The sequence below is a fragment of the Neobacillus niacini genome, assembly GCF_023715785.1.
In the GTDB taxonomy this organism is placed as follows: Bacteria; Bacillota; Bacilli; order Bacillales; family Cytobacillaceae; genus Neobacillus; species Neobacillus niacini_E.
This window is the reverse complement of the sequence record NZ_JAMBOX010000003.1, coordinates 175,005-192,907: the sequence shown is the minus strand read 5'-3', so window position 1 is coordinate 192,907 and position 17,903 is coordinate 175,005. Positions and strand designations below refer to the sequence as shown.

Annotated in this window: 18 protein-coding genes; 14 read left to right on the top strand and 4 right to left on the bottom strand. The window is 42.5% G+C overall.

What is annotated here, in order from left to right; genetic code table 11:
- The first annotated feature begins 189 nt into the window (after positions 1-189).
- Positions 190-945: a type I methionyl aminopeptidase gene (map, locus tag M3234_RS08535; protein ID WP_262304318.1), complete on the top strand. Its 756-nt coding sequence runs from the start codon at positions 190-192 to the stop codon at positions 943-945.
- A gap of 25 nt (positions 946-970) precedes the next feature.
- Here the strand turns inward: map and M3234_RS08530 are convergent, their stop codons facing one another.
- Entirely contained in the window at positions 971-1,195 is a 225-nt protein-coding gene (locus tag M3234_RS08530; RefSeq protein ID WP_066306069.1) for a DUF1128 domain-containing protein, read from the bottom strand.
- 201 nt (positions 1,196-1,396) lie between these two features.
- On the opposite strand from M3234_RS08530, the gene M3234_RS08525 reads away from it, so the two are divergent.
- Together M3234_RS08525 and M3234_RS08520 are read left to right on the top strand one after the other, a co-directional pair.
- Positions 1,397-1,759: a YtxH domain-containing protein gene (locus tag M3234_RS08525; RefSeq protein ID WP_262304317.1), complete on the top strand. Its 363-nt coding sequence runs from the start codon at positions 1,397-1,399 to the stop codon at positions 1,757-1,759.
- Between the two features lie 140 nt (positions 1,760-1,899).
- Positions 1,900-2,736, top strand: a complete 837-nt coding sequence (locus M3234_RS08520; RefSeq protein WP_262304316.1) for a YihY/virulence factor BrkB family protein — start codon at positions 1,900-1,902, stop codon at positions 2,734-2,736.
- A 232-nt stretch (positions 2,737-2,968) separates the two neighbouring features.
- Here the strand turns inward: M3234_RS08520 and M3234_RS08515 are convergent, their stop codons facing one another.
- A complete protein-coding gene (locus tag M3234_RS08515) occupies positions 2,969-4,882 on the bottom strand; it encodes a heavy metal translocating P-type ATPase (RefSeq protein WP_262304315.1) in 1,914 nt (637 codons plus the stop codon).
- A gap of 158 nt (positions 4,883-5,040) precedes the next feature.
- A complete protein-coding gene (locus M3234_RS08510; RefSeq protein WP_262304314.1) occupies positions 5,041-6,219 on the bottom strand; it encodes an MFS transporter in 1,179 nt (392 codons plus the stop codon).
- 186 nt (positions 6,220-6,405) lie between these two features.
- Between M3234_RS08510 and cax the strand changes: the two genes are divergently transcribed.
- The 10 genes from cax to M3234_RS08460 all read left to right on the top strand — a co-directional run bounded on the left by cax (position 6,406) and on the right by M3234_RS08460 (position 16,480).
- On the top strand, positions 6,406-7,473 hold the full coding sequence (gene cax / locus M3234_RS08505) for a calcium/proton exchanger (protein WP_262304313.1): 1,068 nt from the start codon (positions 6,406-6,408) through the stop codon (positions 7,471-7,473).
- Between the two features lie 531 nt (positions 7,474-8,004).
- A complete protein-coding gene (locus M3234_RS08500) occupies positions 8,005-8,778 on the top strand; it encodes a YfkD famly protein (protein WP_285858355.1) in 774 nt (257 codons plus the stop codon).
- A gap of 114 nt (positions 8,779-8,892) precedes the next feature.
- Entirely contained in the window at positions 8,893-9,093 is a 201-nt protein-coding gene (locus tag M3234_RS08495) for an SE1561 family protein (RefSeq protein ID WP_262304311.1), read from the top strand.
- Positions 9,094-9,274: 181 nt separating this feature from the next.
- Positions 9,275-10,825, top strand: a complete 1,551-nt coding sequence (locus M3234_RS08490; RefSeq protein WP_285858333.1) for a fumarate hydratase — start codon at positions 9,275-9,277, stop codon at positions 10,823-10,825.
- 695 nt (positions 10,826-11,520) lie between these two features.
- On the top strand, positions 11,521-12,564 hold the full coding sequence (locus tag M3234_RS08485) for a nuclease-related domain-containing protein (RefSeq protein ID WP_262304310.1): 1,044 nt from the start codon (positions 11,521-11,523) through the stop codon (positions 12,562-12,564).
- The gene (gene pdaA, locus M3234_RS08480) at positions 12,539-13,306 is read left to right on the top strand and encodes a delta-lactam-biosynthetic de-N-acetylase (protein WP_262304309.1); all 768 of its coding nucleotides are present in this window, start codon (positions 12,539-12,541) and stop codon (positions 13,304-13,306) included. The genes M3234_RS08485 and pdaA overlap by 26 nt, the downstream gene beginning before the upstream one ends.
- A gap of 78 nt (positions 13,307-13,384) precedes the next feature.
- Complete coding sequence (locus M3234_RS08475; protein WP_262304308.1) at positions 13,385-14,251, top strand: DNA-3-methyladenine glycosylase family protein; 867 nt, start codon at positions 13,385-13,387, stop codon at positions 14,249-14,251.
- Between the two features lie 102 nt (positions 14,252-14,353).
- On the top strand, positions 14,354-15,733 hold the full coding sequence (gene rlmD, locus M3234_RS08470; RefSeq protein WP_262304307.1) for a 23S rRNA (uracil(1939)-C(5))-methyltransferase RlmD: 1,380 nt from the start codon (positions 14,354-14,356) through the stop codon (positions 15,731-15,733).
- A 114-nt stretch (positions 15,734-15,847) separates the two neighbouring features.
- Positions 15,848-16,069 carry a helix-turn-helix transcriptional regulator gene (locus tag M3234_RS08465; protein WP_262304306.1) on the top strand — a complete coding sequence of 74 codons (222 nt, stop codon included), beginning with the start codon at positions 15,848-15,850 and terminating at the stop codon, positions 16,067-16,069.
- 3 nt (positions 16,070-16,072) lie between these two features.
- Complete coding sequence (locus M3234_RS08460) at positions 16,073-16,480, top strand: hypothetical protein (protein WP_262304305.1); 408 nt, start codon at positions 16,073-16,075, stop codon at positions 16,478-16,480.
- A 102-nt stretch (positions 16,481-16,582) separates the two neighbouring features.
- Here the strand turns inward: M3234_RS08460 and M3234_RS08455 are convergent, their stop codons facing one another.
- Entirely contained in the window at positions 16,583-16,798 is a 216-nt protein-coding gene (locus M3234_RS08455) for a hypothetical protein (protein WP_262304304.1), read from the bottom strand.
- A 160-nt stretch (positions 16,799-16,958) separates the two neighbouring features.
- Between M3234_RS08455 and M3234_RS08450 the strand changes: the two genes are divergently transcribed.
- On the top strand, positions 16,959-17,876 hold the full coding sequence (locus M3234_RS08450; RefSeq protein WP_396953935.1) for a phosphate ABC transporter substrate-binding protein: 918 nt from the start codon (positions 16,959-16,961) through the stop codon (positions 17,874-17,876).
- Positions 17,877-17,903: the final 27 nt, after the last annotated feature.

The window sequence follows — 17,903 nt, the reverse complement described above, 5'->3', positions numbered from 1 at the left end:
TAAGAACAAGCAATTGTGACAAAAAAAATGAATTTTACCAAGGAAATGATAAATATTTTCCCAATAAGAAAGTAATTTTGAAAAAATATCCGTATAGAGTTAAGATAAGAGGTGTTGCCATTATTTTAACCAATTCGCACCATTATGTTCATTATATATTAAATTAATTCAAAAAGGCGGGGAACATAGATGATTGTCCTAAAATCACAGCGTGAAATTGAGGCCATGAAAAAGGCAGGAGAAATTTTGGCCGCCTGTCATAAGGAAATTGCGGAGCTTATTAAGCCAGGAATTACTACTTGGGAAATTGATCAATTCGTAGAACAGTTTTTGAAAAAACATAATGCCACACCCGAGCAAAAAGGCTATAAGGGATATGAATATGCCACCTGCGCCAGCATCAATGATGAAATTTGCCACGGCTTTCCCCGGAAAGAGCCTTTAAAAGAAGGGGATATTGTCACGATCGACATGGTTGTCAATTACAACGGTGCGTTGGCTGATTCCGCCTGGTCCTATGCAGTCGGAGAAGTTTCGGAACAAACCGAACATCTTCTAAAGGTAACCAAAGAGGCATTATATCGCGGGATTGCTCAAGCCGTGCCAGGGAATCGTATTGGCGATATCGGCCACGCGATTCAAACCTATGTGGAGAGTGAAGGACTATCGGTTGTCCGCGACTTTATCGGCCACGGAATTGGTTCATCCATTCACGAAAAACCGGACGTACCTCATTACGGTTTGCCCGGTAAAGGCCCGCGAATCAAAGAAGGCATGGTTTTCACCATTGAACCGATGGTCAATATTGGGATGCTGTTCACCCAGATGGATGCTAACGGTTGGACAGCGAGAACAGTGGACGGTACGTATTCGGCGCAATATGAACACACCATCGCCATTACAAAAGACGGTCCAATCATTTTGACAAACCAGGATGAAAAATAAAAAACAGATCGCACTGATCTGTTTTTTATTTTTTACGTAAACTTCCTAGTTCTTCAACAAGTGCCTGCATTTCACTTGGGCTGAATGAATTTTTCCGTAGAACCATTTCATAAATTTCTTTTAATTCCTCATACATTTCTTCATCAAAGTGAGACGGCTTAATCGCTCCGAGGTTTAAAACCTTTAATTTCTCTTTAATTTGCTCAATCATATACTCGACATTTTCAACTGATTTTTGCGTCAAATCCATTTTCGGTCATCCTTTCCGAATTCATATGTTCATCTTTTCATGTTGACGGATGCATGTCAATACTTCATCTGGTAATAGTGTTTACAGAAAAATAAACCGGGTAAACTTGCATAGGAAACGTAGATATCGCAAAATAAATGAAGGGGAAACATTTTTATCAGGATTTGTTTCATTTTTACATAAGGCTAAGGAGAGGTTAACATGACAAGAAAAAATCAGTTTTGGAAGGGAATGTTGTTCGGTGCGCTCGCCGGCGGAGCGGTCACCCTGCTTGATAAAGAAACACGCGAAGCGATGAAGGAACATGTGAAAAGAGTATCCGGGGTGGTTTCAGAAGTAGTTAGGCATCCCGGAGAAATGGCCGAAAAAGTAAAAGGAACTGCGACAAAATTAAAAACCACCTTTGAACAAGTCGGCGAGGATATTTCCTTCATCGTAGAAAAAGTGGACGAATTACGGGAGCTGACGCCGAAAGTAACGGATGCAATGAAGGAAACGAAAGAATCCCTCAGCCCAGACGATGAACTATTGGAAGAGCTGCTTGAAGAAAAAGAATATCGCTAAGCTAATTTGGGGCATATCAAGTTTTATTTGCGGAAATTGACTGTTATACGGGGAATTCAAGGTTTTATTTACGAATATGAATTGGTTAATTGCCATTTTCGGCCGTTTATTTGCGGATACCAATTTGCAGGGGTGATGGAATGAAGGATAAAGGAAATGTCCGCTCGTCATTGTTCCGATTGCTCTGGCATCGGATTGACGAAGATGATCTTCCGGGAATGAGTGCCCAATTGGCTTATTATTTTCTTCTTTCTCTTTTTCCGTTATTGATTGTGATGTTTTCACTTCTTCCTTATTTGCCGATTCATGAGCACGATATGCTGGGCATGATTCGCGGGTTTGCTCCCGAGGAAGCGATGCAATTAATTGAAAAAAACGTCACTGAAATTATGAGGCACCGTCACGGGGGGCTCCTCTCGTTCGGGGTTATCGGGACGATTTGGTCCGCGTCCAACGGCATTAATGCCATCGTCAAAGCGTTCAACAAAGCCTACAATGTCGAGGAAAGCCGCTCATTTTTAGTTTCGAGGGGAATGGCGATTCTGCTGACATTTGGGATGATCTTTGTTTTCATCGTTGCTATCGTTTTGCCTGTATTTGGCCGGGAAATCGGCCTTGTGTTATTTTCACAATTTGGCTATTCGGAAGAATTTATCCGGCTTTGGAATACCATCAGCGTCGCAGTCAGTGCGGTTATACTATTTCTGATTTTTACCGGCCTGTACTGGATCGCTCCGAATGTTAAATTGCGCTGCCGAAGTGCGTTTCCGGGGGCGATTTTTGCAACAATCGGCTGGATTATTTCTTCCCTTGGATTATCATTTTATGTCGGCAATTTCAGCAATTATACGGTCACGTACGGGAGTATCGGCGCGATTATCGTGTTGATGCTGTGGCTATATATTTCCGCCTTCATCATTATCTTGGGCGGGGAAATCAACGCCTTTTACAGTGAAGAAAAAAAGACTAACTGCTAATAGTTACCTTTATCGAAACTAACGCCGCGGTCCAAACTAGGATAGAGGGGGTAATCCTCAAGAAAAACAGGGAGGTTTGGACAATGACGAAGCATACAAAAAAAGATGGCAGCACAAAGCAGAAAAGCAAGGGTGCAAAAGGCAATAAAACATCAGGATCTGCAAACGGGTCCAACAGCTATCACTAAATACTTATGAATAAAGTAAAAGACCGGGTGATGCTCACCCGGTCTTATTTTAACAACCTTAAACTGTTTAAAATGACAAGAATCGTGCTGCCTTCATGGCCGATGACACCAAGCGGCAAATCGATTGATTGGAAGAAGTTTGAAGAAATAAGCACCATGATGACGGTGATCGAAAAAATGACATTCTGCTTAATGATTCTGTTCATGCGCTGAGACAGGCGGATGGCTTCGGCTATCCGCGGCAGGTCATTCTTCATCAACACGATATCGGCTGTTTCCAAGGCCACATCGGTTCCTTCCCCCATCGCAATTCCGACATTGGCAATGGCCAGGGCCGGGGCGTCGTTGATTCCGTCACCGACCATCGCCACCGTTTTATACCTATCTTTTAATTGTTTTAGATGGTCCACCTTTGATTCCGGCAAACATTCGGCATAATACTCGTCAACATGGGATTCAGCAGCAATCGCTTTGGCCGTATTTTCACTGTCACCTGTCAGCATGACGGTACGAATGCCTTGCTTTTTTAGATGGCCAATGCCAAGCTTCGTTTCTTCGCGGACAACATCCTTTAAAGCAATCATCGCACTTAGCTCGCTGTCAATCTCAATAAAAACGAGGGTATTGCCTTGAGCAGCCAACTCCTTTGCCATCCCTCCGGCAAAGTTCTCAGCATGATCCTTTCCTACAAAGGCGGCTTTCCCGATTTTCCACTGCTGACCGTTTATGTTCGCTTTAACGCCCCAGCCTGGGACATCCTCCAAACTATCGGGATGTAACAAATGATTCTTAACAGTTCCCTTGGCGAACTTAACAATTGCCTGAGCAAGAGGATGGTTAGAATGGCTTTCAATGGAAGCGGCTTTCCAAATCAGGTCACTCTTGTCGAGCCCCTCTTTGACTAATACATTGGTAACCTCAGGTTTGCCTTTTGTCAGCGTCCCGGTTTTATCAAAAGCAATCGCACCTAAATGACTGAGATTTTCGAGGTGCACGCCGCCCTTGACGAGAATTCCATGACGCGCACCGTTTGAAATAGCTGATAGGGTAGCAGGCATAATCGATGCGACTAACGCACATGGAGAGGCAACCACAAGCAAAATCATTGCCCGGTAAAAGGCTTCATGCCAACTCCAGCCCAGCAGAAACACCGGGAGAAAGAACATTGCGATGACCACAAGCAAGACTACCTTTACATAGGTCCCTTCAAAGCGTTCAATGAATTGCTGTGACGGCGACTTTTCGCTTTGTGCTGATTGCACCAATTGGATAATCTTTTGAAACAGCGTATCGCTGCTTTCTTTTGAAACTTCCACAGTAATCGAACCGGTCATGTTAACGGTTCCGGCGAAAACCTCTTCCTCGGTACTCTTGGACACAGGCATCGATTCACCAGTTATGGCCGCCTCATCGATATTGGTATGTCCCTTGACAATGATGCCATCGGAAGGGATTCGTTCACCCGGTTTGATTAATATTTGGTCGCCCACCTGAAGGTCGTCGACAGAAACGCGCTTTTCAAAGCCGTTAGTAATCAAAGTAGCTTCTGCCGGCTGCAGCTCCATTAAAGCAGAAATTTCTTTGTGGCTCTTATTCATCGTGTATGTCTCAAGCGCACCGCTAACGGCAAAGATGAAGATTAAAATCGCTCCCTCTGTCCAATATCCAATGATTGCCGAGCCGATCGCGGCAAAAATCATCAGCATTTCCACGTTCAATTCCTTATTTTCATAAGTGGACTCAATGCCTTCCTTTGCCTTGGCGAAGCCGCCAATCACAAACGCGAGCAAATAGGCGATAATCGAATCGGCCCCCTGACCGTACTTATCTAGGAGCCAGCCGGCAAGGATGAGAACCCCGCTTAATCCGGCAGCAATTAGCTCGGCGTATGGTTTTATTTTTTCAAAAAAGCTCACCTTCTGAATTCCTTTTGTGAGTACCTTTGTATCTGGAACCATGTTTTCTCCCTCCTAATTGAGAAAAATAATCAAACTCACAACCCCTAAAAAACACGAAAGCTGTCATCAAGTGATGACAGCGGTTTTCTTTGCGAGAAATATATAATTTTATACCCTTATCTTACCATACATTTTATGGCTAAGATATGATTTTGCTCCTAATAATTTTTATGCTCGAACATCAGGACGGCTTTTTTTCCAAATAGGAAGATGATAACGGAAACAGCTAGAAGCAGGACGCTTATAATGTAGAAAAAGCTGACATTCTGAAAAAATTTAATAAATAATCCGCCGATGATCGGGCCGCATAAGCTCCCTATACTAAAAAAGATGCCGCACAGCAAATTTCCCGTTGGCAGCAGGTTCCTTGGAACCAAGTCGGCCATGTAACTGATTCCCAGCGAGAAGGTGGAACCGACGACCATTCCGGAAATCAGGATCGCTGCCGCTAGGCCAATGAACGATTGTTCGAGAAAACTGGCCGCAGTAAAACTGCAAAATCCGAAAAAGAGGATGGTCATTAATACCTTTCTTCGTCCATATTGGTCACTAAGCACCCCTAATGGAAGCTGGGTGATAATACTCCCAATAGCAAATGCCGATAAAACTACCGACACACTGGAAACATCGATATCTCTCCTGAGCGCATAAACGGGGAAGCTGCCGTTTAACGACGATTCCAAAAATCCGTAAACGAGCGGCGGCAGAAACGCCACCCAGCCATATTTTATTGCTTCTTTGAATTGTTTGATCGTCGCAAGAAACGAATTGATTTTGACTTCCTGCTCCGGCACTTCATTTTTCAAGGTGAAGACAAAAACCCAACCCGCCAAACAAAGAATCGATGAGACAATAAATGGCAGGGCTTCATTTATATCGACGAGCGGAGTCATCAGCGGTCCGGTCGCAAAGCCGATACCGAAAAATAGCCCGTAAAGGGAGATATTCCGCCCTCTTTTTTCAGGAGAAGAAAAAGAGGTAATCCATGTTTGCGTCGCAAAATGCAAGGCGTGATCGCCGATGCCGATTAATAGCCGCAGGACAAACCAGAACCAGAATGATTTCCACATCGGAAACAATGCCAGTGATGCAATCACAAGCCCGCCGCCGAAAATGATGATGGGTTTATAACCGTATTTTCTGAGCGGCGGTTCCATAAATGGTGACACTAACAAAATTCCTATATAAAGGGCCGTCGCGTTTAACCCATTTAACGAGGAGGACAGGCCGTCCTTTTCAAAAATAACGGCAATTAACGGCAGGAGCATCCCCTGTGAAAAGCCGGAAACCGCCACAATGCTGACGAGGACCCAAAACCGCAGTTGATTTTTATTCATAAGCTTTCCTCAATTCAAAATTAGTTCCAAACTGATGGTATCCCAGAAACTTCCGCATATGCAAGAAAAATGTTGCGTCCGAATTTGAGAAAATGATACTCTTTAGATGAAAAATTTGACATTTTTAGGGTAATATAATGGATTAGAAACAAGGGATAGATTCAACAGAGATATGGAGGAAGTTGCATGACAAATAAAATTTTTATGCTTGGGACATTCATCGGTGTTCCGCTTTCTGTAATTGGAACACTCATGCATTGGCCGACGATGGTCCTTTTTACTATTTATTGTTTATCGATTATTGCCCTAGCCAGTTACATGGGGCGTGCGACAGAAAGCCTCGCGATTGTCGCCGGACCACGGATTGGCGGCTTGTTAAATGCCACGTTCGGAAACGCGGTCGAGCTGATTATATCAATTTTTTCCTTAAAAGCCGGGCTGGTGGGAGTCGTCCTTGCATCCTTGACCGGTTCTGTGCTTGGGAACCTGCTGCTTGTGGCGGGGCTATCGTTTTTCATCGGGGGGTTAAAGTTCAAACGGCAGAAATTCAATGTCCATGATGCCCGACATAATTCCGGCCTGTTGATGTTTGCGATTATCGTGGCTTTTGTCATTCCAGAAGTTTTTTCAATGGAAATGAATGAACCTAAAACATTAACATTAAGTATCGGCATTTCGATTATTCTAATCGCGCTTTATCTGGCCGCGTTATTCTTTAAACTGGTTACTCACCGCGGGGTTTATCAAAGCGCGGAAAGTGAAGCTGCTGCAGCAGCAGGACATCATGAGCAACCGGAATGGGGAAAATGGAAGGCCATTATCATCCTTTTAATCGCAACACTTGCTGTTGCCTATATTTCCGAGAATCTGGTTCATACTTTCCACTACGTTGCGGAATCGTTTGGCTGGACCGAATTATTTATCGGGGTAATCATCGTGGCAATTGTTGGTAATGCTGCTGAGCACGCCTCAGCCGTCCTTATGGCTGTTAAAAATAAGATGGATATCGCTGTGGAAATAGCCGTTGGCTCCACCTTGCAAATTGCCATGTTTGTTGCACCAGTGCTTGTGTTGTTTTCACTGATGTTCGAAACGAAAATGCCGCTTGTGTTCACGTTGCCAGAATTAATTGCAATGGTCAGCTCTGTCCTCTTGATGGTTATTATATCCAACGACGGTGAGTCCAACTGGTTTGAAGGCTTAACCCTGGTCGCGGCCTACTTCATTATGGGAATTGGCTTTTTTCTGTTATAAAAAAAAGAAAAGACTCTGTGCCGCTAGGGCATAGAGTCTTCTTTCATATGAATTCAAATTAGGGGTAATACGGTGTTTCGTCATCATCTGAACCTATTCATGTATGGGTAAATAATCAATCGCTTTTTCCTGGGACCATCAATCACCAACCTTCATGTTTGTTAGATAAGAGAAACACGAGTGTTGACTGTCATATATGTGAGTAATCCCAACCTCCTTAAAGATATTCGATAAATGGGTTAGCCGATTGATTTCAGCCCTCCTTTTTGAAAGGTTAAGTCTATTATAAGTGATAATTTAAATTTTGTAAATGTTCAGATTATTACAATTATATTACTTTCTTCATGAGCATCATGGCGCGGGAGGAATGTCCAGTTTAGTAAGATGCAAAATAATTTTACTGCAAGGGCCAGAAAAGGGATAATATTGATGAACTCCGAAAAAACTACTATCAGACTAATTTACTATGTAGTGAAAGGAGTTCTTCACACAGTGAAAAAACTTGTTTCTGTCTTTATGTGTTTGCTTTTAATGATAACCATTTTACCGGCAGCCTTCGCTGAAAAAGCTTCATCCGTCAAAAGGGATCAGGTAAAATACCAAATTCCGGCATCGGTGCGAAATATTTCAAAGGAAAATACGTACCCGAATTCCACACAGGACCTGCCGCAATTGCAGCCTAGCGAGCTGACGAAGAAATTGATCAACTCATCAAAGGTCAAAATCAAAAACCCTGATTTGATCCGCATGCTGAACGAGTCTAGCATTAACAGCACACCGTTTGCACTTGGCTATCGGGCCATCATTTATCTGGGCCAATGGCCACTGAACTATGAATCATCGGAAACCTCGCCAAACTGGGAATATCAAAAAATCAATACCAATTATTTTGATAATCGTGGCGGCAACGCTCCCTACAAAATTAAATATGTACAAGAGGCACAAAAAATTGTTCGCGGCGGACTGACGGCGAAAATACCAAATGCAGAAGACGTGAAGAAAATGATGCTTCTCACAGCGATGGATAAAACAAAGCTGCCCCTGGCATTTGAAACCATCATCGGAGCTGGAACGAAAAATGATCATATTTATAATATTCCAACCAACCGTTTGGGCTACCTCTATGCCTATGCCCCTGGCGTCAATGAAAAAGGGAAAGTCACTTACGGTGAGGTTTATTTAATGCTGAAAGGCAGTAAGAAATTTATTATTGTTAAAAATGTTACCTCCCAGGGCATCGGTGCTTGGATTCCTGTCCAGGATTATGTGTCGTTTGGGTTTGTAGCATCAGAACGGCCGAGATGATAAGTCTGCTCCTATCCATTTTCGTGGGTAGGGGCTTTTATTTTCGGAAAAATATTGCGAAAGCACCTTAATTCCTATAAGCTAAAAAAGGAAATTGAAAGGAGTGAATACCATTTGGGCAGCCAAATTCATGATAAAAATGTGCAAGTAAACTTTTTAAAGCAGCGATTGAATATGTTTATTGATGTCCTCGATGCCATCGATCCGGAGGAAACGGATCTTGAAGATATCGATCGATTAATTTCCATTCTTGATGAAATGGAATCAAAATGCCGCGAATTTAATAACCGCGACATGACTGAGCCTGTTAAATAAACAGGCTTATTTTTTTGCCTTGGTGGTCTTTGAGTGCAAAGGTTTTGCCGCATACTTCCATGTAATCGATTGCACCAAACCCTTTAATTCTGGCCACTTTAGGAGTATAATTTAAACGTGTGAAAAATTGTAATATTTAAATAGAGATGATCAGAGGACAAAGGGAAAGGGGAAATTCAAGTTGAATATCGCCACGTTTGAAGAAAGCATGTACAAGCTGGTTGTCGAAACGTCCACAAAGCTTCCTAAGGATGTGCGCCGTGCCATCAAGGCTGCCAAGGAAAAAGAAAACGCCGGCACCCGCGCGGCAATGAGCCTTGCGACCATTACCAACAACATAAAAATGGCCGACGACCAGGTATCGCCAATTTGTCAGGATACCGGGTTGCCAACTTTTAAAATTAAAACGCCAGTTGGAGTCAACCAGTTGGAAATCAAAGAAGCGATTAAAAAGTCAATTGTTCAAGCGACAAAAGAGGGTAAACTGCGTCCGAACTCCGTTGATTCGCTGACAGGGGAAAACAGCGGCGACAACCTCGGCGCCGGCGTTCCGGTTTTTAAGTTTGAACAATGGGACAAAGACTACATTGATGTGAAGCTGATTTTAAAAGGCGGCGGCTGTGAAAACAAAAACATCCAATACAGTCTGCCATGTGAACTAGAAGGACTGGGCCGTGCCGGCCGTGACCTTGACGGTATCCGCAAGTGCATCATGCATTCGGTTTACCAGGCACAAGGCCAAGGTTGTTCCGCCGGATTCATCGGCGTCGGCATCGGAGGCGACCGTTCATCAGGCTATGATTTGGCGAAGGAACAATTATTCCGTCCGGTTGAAGACGTGAACCCGAATGAAAATCTTCGCAAGCTTGAAGAGTATGTTTTGGAAAATGCCAACAAACTTGGAATCGGCACGATGGGCTTCGGTGGCGAAGCGACTTTGCTTGGCTGTAAAATCGGTGTGATGCACCGGATTCCGGCAAGCTTCTATGTGTCCGTCGCTTATAACTGTTGGGCATACCGCCGTATGGGCGTCAGCGTTGACCCGGAAACAGGCGCCATCCTCGAGTGGGCGTACCAAGATGGAGAGTTCATTGACTTTGCTTCCGAGTCCGAGTCTGCTGAGGCAGAGGTTGCCGCTTCTGTTGAAGAAGACGTCATCACCTTGGAAGCTCCTATTACAGAAGAGCAAATTCGTTCGCTAAAAGTCGGCGACGTTGTCAAAATTAATGGCATGATGTACACAGGCCGCGACGCGATTCACAAGTATTTAAGCGATCATGATTCACCAGTTGATTTGAACGGCCAGGTCATTTATCATTGTGGTCCGGTTATGCTAAAGGATAAAGAGGGTGTATGGCATGTGAAGGCTGCCGGCCCGACAACCAGTATCCGTGAGGAGCCTTACCAGGGCGATATTATGAAGAAATTCGGCATCCGCGCTGTCATCGGTAAAGGCGGCATGGGCCCTAAAACGTTGGCTGCTCTGCAGGAGCACGGCGGCGTGTACCTAAACGCCATCGGCGGTGCGGCGCAGTATTATGCAGACTGCATCAAAGGCGTCGAAGGCGTAGATTTAATGCAATTCGGTATTCCAGAAGCGATGTGGCACCTGCGTGTCGAAGGCTTCAAAGCAGTCGTCACAATGGACGCGCACGGCAACAGCCTGCATGCCGATGTGGATAAGTCTTCTCTCGAGAAGCTGTCCCAGTTCAATGAGCGGGTTTTTAACTAAAAGGGTAATTAGAAGGGTGGACCCGAGTGTGCGGGTCTGCCTTTTTTCTTTGGGATATTTCCAAAAATTGTAGTGAGAGTTGGGAAATTTGTAGTGAAAGTACGGAAATTTGTCGTGAGGAGAAGGAATTTTGTAGTGAGCATCGATCTAGAGTTGGAATTTACCTTTTTGTTCCAATAAATGCAGTGAGGGTTGGAAAATTTGTAGTGAAAGCACGGAAATTTGTCGTGAGGAGAAGGAATTTTGTAGTGAGCATCGATCTAGAGTTGGAATTTACCTTTTTGTTCCAAAAAATGTAGTGAGAGTTGGAAAATTTGTAGTGAAAGTACGGAAATTTGTCGTGAGGAGAAGGAATTTTGTAGTGAGCATCGATCTAGAGTTGGAATTTACCTTTTTGTTCCAAAAAATGTAGTGAGAGTTGGGAATTTTGTAGTGAAAGTACGGAAATTTGTCGTGAGGAGAAGGAATTTTGTAGTGAGCATCGATCTAGAGTTGGAATTTACCTTTTTGTTCTAAAAATTGTAGTGAGAGTTGGGAATTTTGTAGTGAAAGCACGGAAATTTGTCCTGAGCGAGGAAAAATTGTAGTTAACCCACTATTAGACAAGATATATTCATAATAAATCTGAAATTGGAGTAGGATTATCGAAATTTGTAGAGAAATGGTATTTAAATAAAATTAAGGGAGGAATTTTTTTGTTTAAAAAAGATATCCTAATTCCGATACTCCTGCTACAAGCTGAAGCACTCGAAGGGAGAATACCGGCGATCCATCCAAAGATGCCTGAAATTAAAATGAAAATCAGGTCATTAAAATCGGGCTATAATGGAGAAAAAGTTATCAATTATTATCTGAAGCAAATCCCTGCCCATAAGTATTATATTTTCCACGATCTCCGCTTACCTTACGGAGAAACGTTCTTCCAAATTGACGCAATGCTCCTTTCGAAAAAAATCCTTCTAATGCTTGATGGGAAAAATCATTCCGGTACACTTTACATTGATAAAAATCAAATGACCCAAGTGTACAATGGCAATAAGGAGATTTACGAGAACCCTATTACTCAGGCAAATCGCCACATAATTTTACTCAATTATTTTCTTTCGCAATATCAAACTTTAAATATTCCTATGGATTCTTTCGTGGTCATCACTAAATCTGCAACTGAAGTTGTTATTAGCCCTGGCTATCGTGAAGCTGAACAAAAGATTTGCAGAGCCGGTGACCTATTAAGAGTAATACAATTTGCAGAGAAGAATTTTAAGAGGGATGTCCTTAACGTTGATTATTTAACAGAACTTCTTTTGAAAAATCATACACCTAAAGAAACAGACATATTAAAAATGTTTGGAATAAATAAAAATGAAGTCCAAACAGGAGTACAATGTCCAAGATGTTTATTTATGCCGATGACCTTCAATAGGATGAATTGGATATGCCCCATTTGCCAATTTGTTTCAAAAGATGCCTTTTTAAGGGCAATAGATGATTACTTTTTAATTATTAGCTCGACTATTACAAATCGAGAATTATGTAGCTTCCTTCATTTACCGTCCCCAAGAGCGGCCACCTACATTTTTTCATTATTAAATCTCCCATTTTCAGGAATGAAGAATCATCGTATCTACTACCAGCCGCAACTTCCTTTAAATACTAATCATCATTTCCCGCCAACAACAAACAATATAAAAAACAATTTTGGGGGAAATTTGGATGAAACGATTATTGTGCGCACTTAGTGTGCTGATAGTATTGGTGCCAAGCATTACATACGCGGCCTTGCCAAACCGGCCGATTCACTGGGGCTTTAAAAAATCGGTCAACGAGCAGCCTCCGTATGCGGGGGCAGAATATGACGAGATCCTAGCCAAATACGGGGCAGTATACAAAGGTGACCCTGATAAAAAAATCCTGTACCTCACCTTCGACAGTGGTTATGAAAATGGGCAGATGCCAAAAATTCTTAAGGTGTTAAAAAAAGAAAAAGTGCCAGCGACATTTTTTGTAACGGGACACTTTTTACTATCGCAGCCTGAGCTGGCCAGACAAATTGTCGACGAGGGCCATATCATCGGCAACCATTCCTGGCACCATCCCGATTTTACAAGGGTCAGTGATGAACGAGTACGCGAAGAACTAAACAAAGTTAAGGTTAAAACCAAAGAAATTACGGGGCAGAAGAAAATGAAGTACCTCCGCCCGCCGCGTGGTGTTTTTAGCGAAAGGACGATGCAAATCGCAAAAGAAGAGGGATATACCCATATATTTTGGTCGCTCGCCTTTGTCGACTGGAATATCAACAGCCAAAAAGGGTGGCAATACTCGTATAACAACATCATGAAACAGGCACATCCCGGGGCCATCATCTTGCTCCACTCAGTTTCAAAAGACAACGCCGATGCACTAGAACAAGCCATCAAGGACCTTAAAGAAAGAGGTTACAAATTCAAAAACCTCGACCATTTAATGAAGAAAAAATAAGCCGGATTTCGCTTGAAATTCGGTTTTTCCTTGTTTCGTGATATAATACGGGGAAAAATAATAAAGGATGGAACCCCCGTGTGGCAGGAAACGATACATATTGAAGGCCCATATAATTTTGATAGCATTTTAGAACGGCATGCGCCCGACCCGTTAAAACAAGTAAATGCGCAAGAACGATTGATTCGAGTTCCAGTCGTCATCGGCAACGATTCCCATGTTGTCGACGTAAAGGCAATTGGAACAGTTGATGAGCCGATATTTGGGGTTTCCGGGATAAACGCCGCCGCTAAAGAGGCTATCATTGAAAGAACAGCAGAAATTTTTCAATGGAATATACCGTTAAAGCCGATTCATCAACATTTTCAAAAAACTGATTTAAAAGAAATATTCAATCAGTTCATTGGTACGCCGCTAGTACTCGATTTCAATTTGTTCGATTCGCTCGTCAAATGCATTATCCATCAACAAATCAATATGAAGTTTGCCTACACGTTAACCGAACGCTTTGTAAAAACGTTCGGTTATGAAAAAGATGGCATCTGGTTCTTTCCAAGTCCGGAAACAACTGCAAAACTGACAGTGGACCAGTTGCGCCCATTGCAAATGAGCGGCAGAAAAGCAGAGTATGTAATAGGTATTGCAAAAGAAATGGTCGAAAATGGCTTGGATCTTGAAGGGCTAAAGAGTGAACCCGATGAGGCGATCTTTGAAAAATTAATGAAAATCCGTGGTGTCGGCAGATGGACGGTAGAAAACTTTCTGCTGTTTGCCCTTGGCCGCCCGAACTTGTTTCCCCTGGCCGACATTGGGATCCAAAACGGAATCAAAAAGCTGTACGGGCTAGACCAAAAACCTACCCAAGAAGAAATGGAATCATACAAACAAGACTGGGAGCCCTATTTAAGCTATGCTTCCTTATATTTGTGGCGGAGCATTGAATAGATGTGACCCTCTAGAAAAATGGAGGATGCCCCCTCTAATATGGAGAAGCATCTAAAGCGGGCCGCGCACCTCTGTAAAGTGAATAAATCTGGAGTGAACCTAATGAAAACAGAACAAACTGTCAAAATCCAACCGAAACAGACCTTTCCGTTAACGATCAAAAGACTCGGCATTAATGGCGAGGGGGTCGGCTATTTTAAAAAGCAGGTCGTCTTTGTGCCCGGTGCCCTTCCTGGTGAGGAAGTAGTCGTGGAGGCAACGAAGATTCATCCAAAATTTGCCGAGGCAAAAATTAAAAAGATTCGCATCAAATCACCACATCGGGTGAAGCCGCTTTGTCCGGTATATGACCATTGCGGCGGCTGTCAGCTGCAGCACCTTGATTATCAGCAGCAGCTGAAGGAAAAGCGGGATATCGTGATTCAATCGCTTGAACGCCACACCAAACTGAACGTTGGAAAATTGGAGATCCGCGACACGATTGGAATGGAGAACCCGTGGGGCTATCGCAATAAAAGCAGCTTCCAGGTCGGCGAAAAAGCTGGCAAAGTATTGGCCGGACTTTATGGGCTTAATTCCCATCAATTGATTAACATTGACCAATGTGTTGTTCAGCATGCGCAAACAAATGAAGCAACATCAGCGATTAAACGGATTTTAGAAGAACTGCAAATCCCGATTTATAATGAAAAAACCAATAAAGGAATCGTCAGAACCATCGTCACCCGTGTCGGCGTGCAATCAGGAGAGCTTCAGGTGGTCCTAATTACATCGCAAAAAGAGCTGCCTAAAAAGGAACTGATCACTGAAGAAATCCAAAAGCGCCTGCCAAAGGCGAAATCCATCGTGCAAAATATAAACGGTGAGAAGACCTCACTGATTTTCGGGGACGAAACGCTGTCGCTGGCTGGAGAAGATTTTATTCAGGAAACATTGGGTGACCTACAGTTTGAATTATCGGCGCGGACCTTTTTTCAATTAAATCCGACTCAAACGGTGAAGCTTTACGACGAGGTAAAAAAGGCCGCCCAACTGACAGGGAAGGAAAAAGTGGTCGACGCTTATTGCGGTGTGGGTACAATTGGAATGTGGCTCGCTGACCAAGCAGCAGAGGTACGAGGCATGGACGTGATTCCGGAGTCCATCGAGGATGCCAAGAAAAATGCCAAGCGCCACGGCTTCACAAACACCAAATATGTTCCTGGCAAAGCGGAAGAGGTATTGCCAAAATGGGTCAAAAAAGGCTGGAAACCGGAAGTCATTGTCGTTGACCCGCCAAGAACAGGGCTTGATAAACAACTGATTCAGACGATCCTGCAGGTCGAAGCCCAGAAAGTAATCTATGTTTCCTGTAACCCGTCCACTCTGGCTAAGGACATTGAAACGTTAGGCAAAAAATATAAGGTAGAATATATGCAGCCGGTCGATATGTTCCCTCAGACCGCACATGTAGAGTGCTGTGTGTTGCTGGTTAAAAAATAAAAATTATATAAGGGATTAAAAAGCATTAATATGTAAAGATATCTTTACATATTGATGCTTTTGTTTTATGCTCAGTGTAAAGATATCTTTACCTTTTTTGGAGGTGGCTGATGGTTGAGGGTGATTAATCATATTAAAGAAATCCGGCTGAAGAAAGGAATTTCTCAAGTCAAGATGGCTGAGGATTTGCAAATTACGAGACAAACGATTAATGCCATTGAAAATAATAAATACAATCCGAGTTTGGAACTTGCATTAAAATTAATTGCATATTTTGATGTGCCACTTGAAGAAATGTTCTATTTAGAGGACGCATTAAAGCATAAGGAGGAATAGGCAATGAAAACACGTTATCAAATGATGATTTATGTCTTCATTATAGGGATGATTATAATCGGAGGATTATTAGGGGTATATTTGATTGGAAAAGAAGAAGGAGAGTTTAGCTTTGGGTTAGCTGCTGCAGTTATAGTTGGGTCATTCGGAGGATTCATGATTAGTTTTCTTTATTCAAAATGGCGTAAAAAAAGAAATGGTAATATACCTGAAGTAGATGAGCGGAGTCTGTTGCTTATGAAAAGGTATTTATTAATTGTTCTTTATGTTGTCCTAATAGGCAGTGGCGCTCTGCTGCTCGTTCTATATGCAATAGGTGTTCACACAATTGAAACTGGTATGTTAATTGTGTACATGATGCTTTTGTATATGTTAATTGGAATAGGCGCAGTTGTAGTAAAACGATGCTGATGAATGATGGAACTCGAATTGTTGGAACAAACAACTTCCGCAATTAGGACAGGAAACAAATTTTTTATTATTGAAACAACCGGCTTCTAAATCAAAGCCGGCTTATTTTTTTATTGGAGGGCTGTTACTATCTACATGAAAGGGTAGTAGATTATTTTCTTCTTCACTTCCGTAAAATTCCTTCTGAATTTCTTGATTTGCTATCTCTGCCTCCGAATTTGCCTCAGAGGTGCCTCGATAACTATAATCCTTGAATGGTTCACTTATTTTAACATTTGCATCTTTAGTCGAAATATCATTTTGTTTATAGGTTGACAATAATGATCCTCCTCATTTTTATTTGAAAAATTTATTAGTACCTTTAATAAATAGTTCTTAGGGAAGGCATTCTAAAGAAGAAATAGATTCTTAAACAGGCAAAGTTATTATGCACTAAGGAAGGCAAACTTAAACCACAACGATATTAGGAGGACTCAAAATGAAGTGGATGAAAAAACCAATTTTATTCATAACAATAGCAGCATTAATGATGTTTGCTGCAGCTTGCGGTGGTGGAGATGGAAATGGAGACAAAGACAATAATAAAGCTGGCGGCGAAAAAGGAAAGGAACTTTCGGGATCACTTGTAGTCTCCGGCTCCTCTGCCATGCAGCCTTTAGTAGCGGCCGCAGCCGAAGAGTTTATGGCTGAAAACCCTGGTGCGGATATTCAGGTGAATGCAGGCGGATCAGGTACAGGCTTGTCTCAAGTTGCCGAGGGTTCGGTCGATATTGGAAATTCTGACGTTTTTGCCGAGGAAAAAGAAGGAATCCCGGCAGAACAGCTTGTTGATCATAAAGTGGCAGTAGTCGGGATAACGGCCGCTGTAAATCCAAATGTAGGAGTTAAAGATCTATCAAAACAGGATTTAATCAAAGTTTTTACAGGTAAAATTACGAACTGGAAGGAACTTGGAGGAAAGGATCAAAAGATTGTTTTAGTAAACCGTCCAGATGCCTCCGGTACACGTGCGATCTTTAATAAATTTGCTCTTGATGGTGCAACTCCTGCAGAAGGAATTACAGAGGATTCATCTAACACGGTGAAGAAGATTCTAACGGAAACGGAAGGTTCAGTTGGATATCTAGCTTTTTCCTATTTCACAGATGATTCGGTTACCCCACTTGCAATTGATGGTGTTGAGCCAACCGAAGAAAATGTTCAAAGTGGCAAATTTCCAATCTGGGCATACCAGCATTCCTATACAAAAGGTGAGCCAAAAGGTCTTGCCAAAGCATTTCTTGATTATTTAATGTCAGACGATGTCCAAAACACGTTGTTAAAAGAGCAAGGTTATTTACCGGTGACAAAAATGAAAGTAGAACGAGATGTAGAGGGGAATGTCAAGAAACGTTAAAAATGGAAAGGGTAAATGCAATAAAAG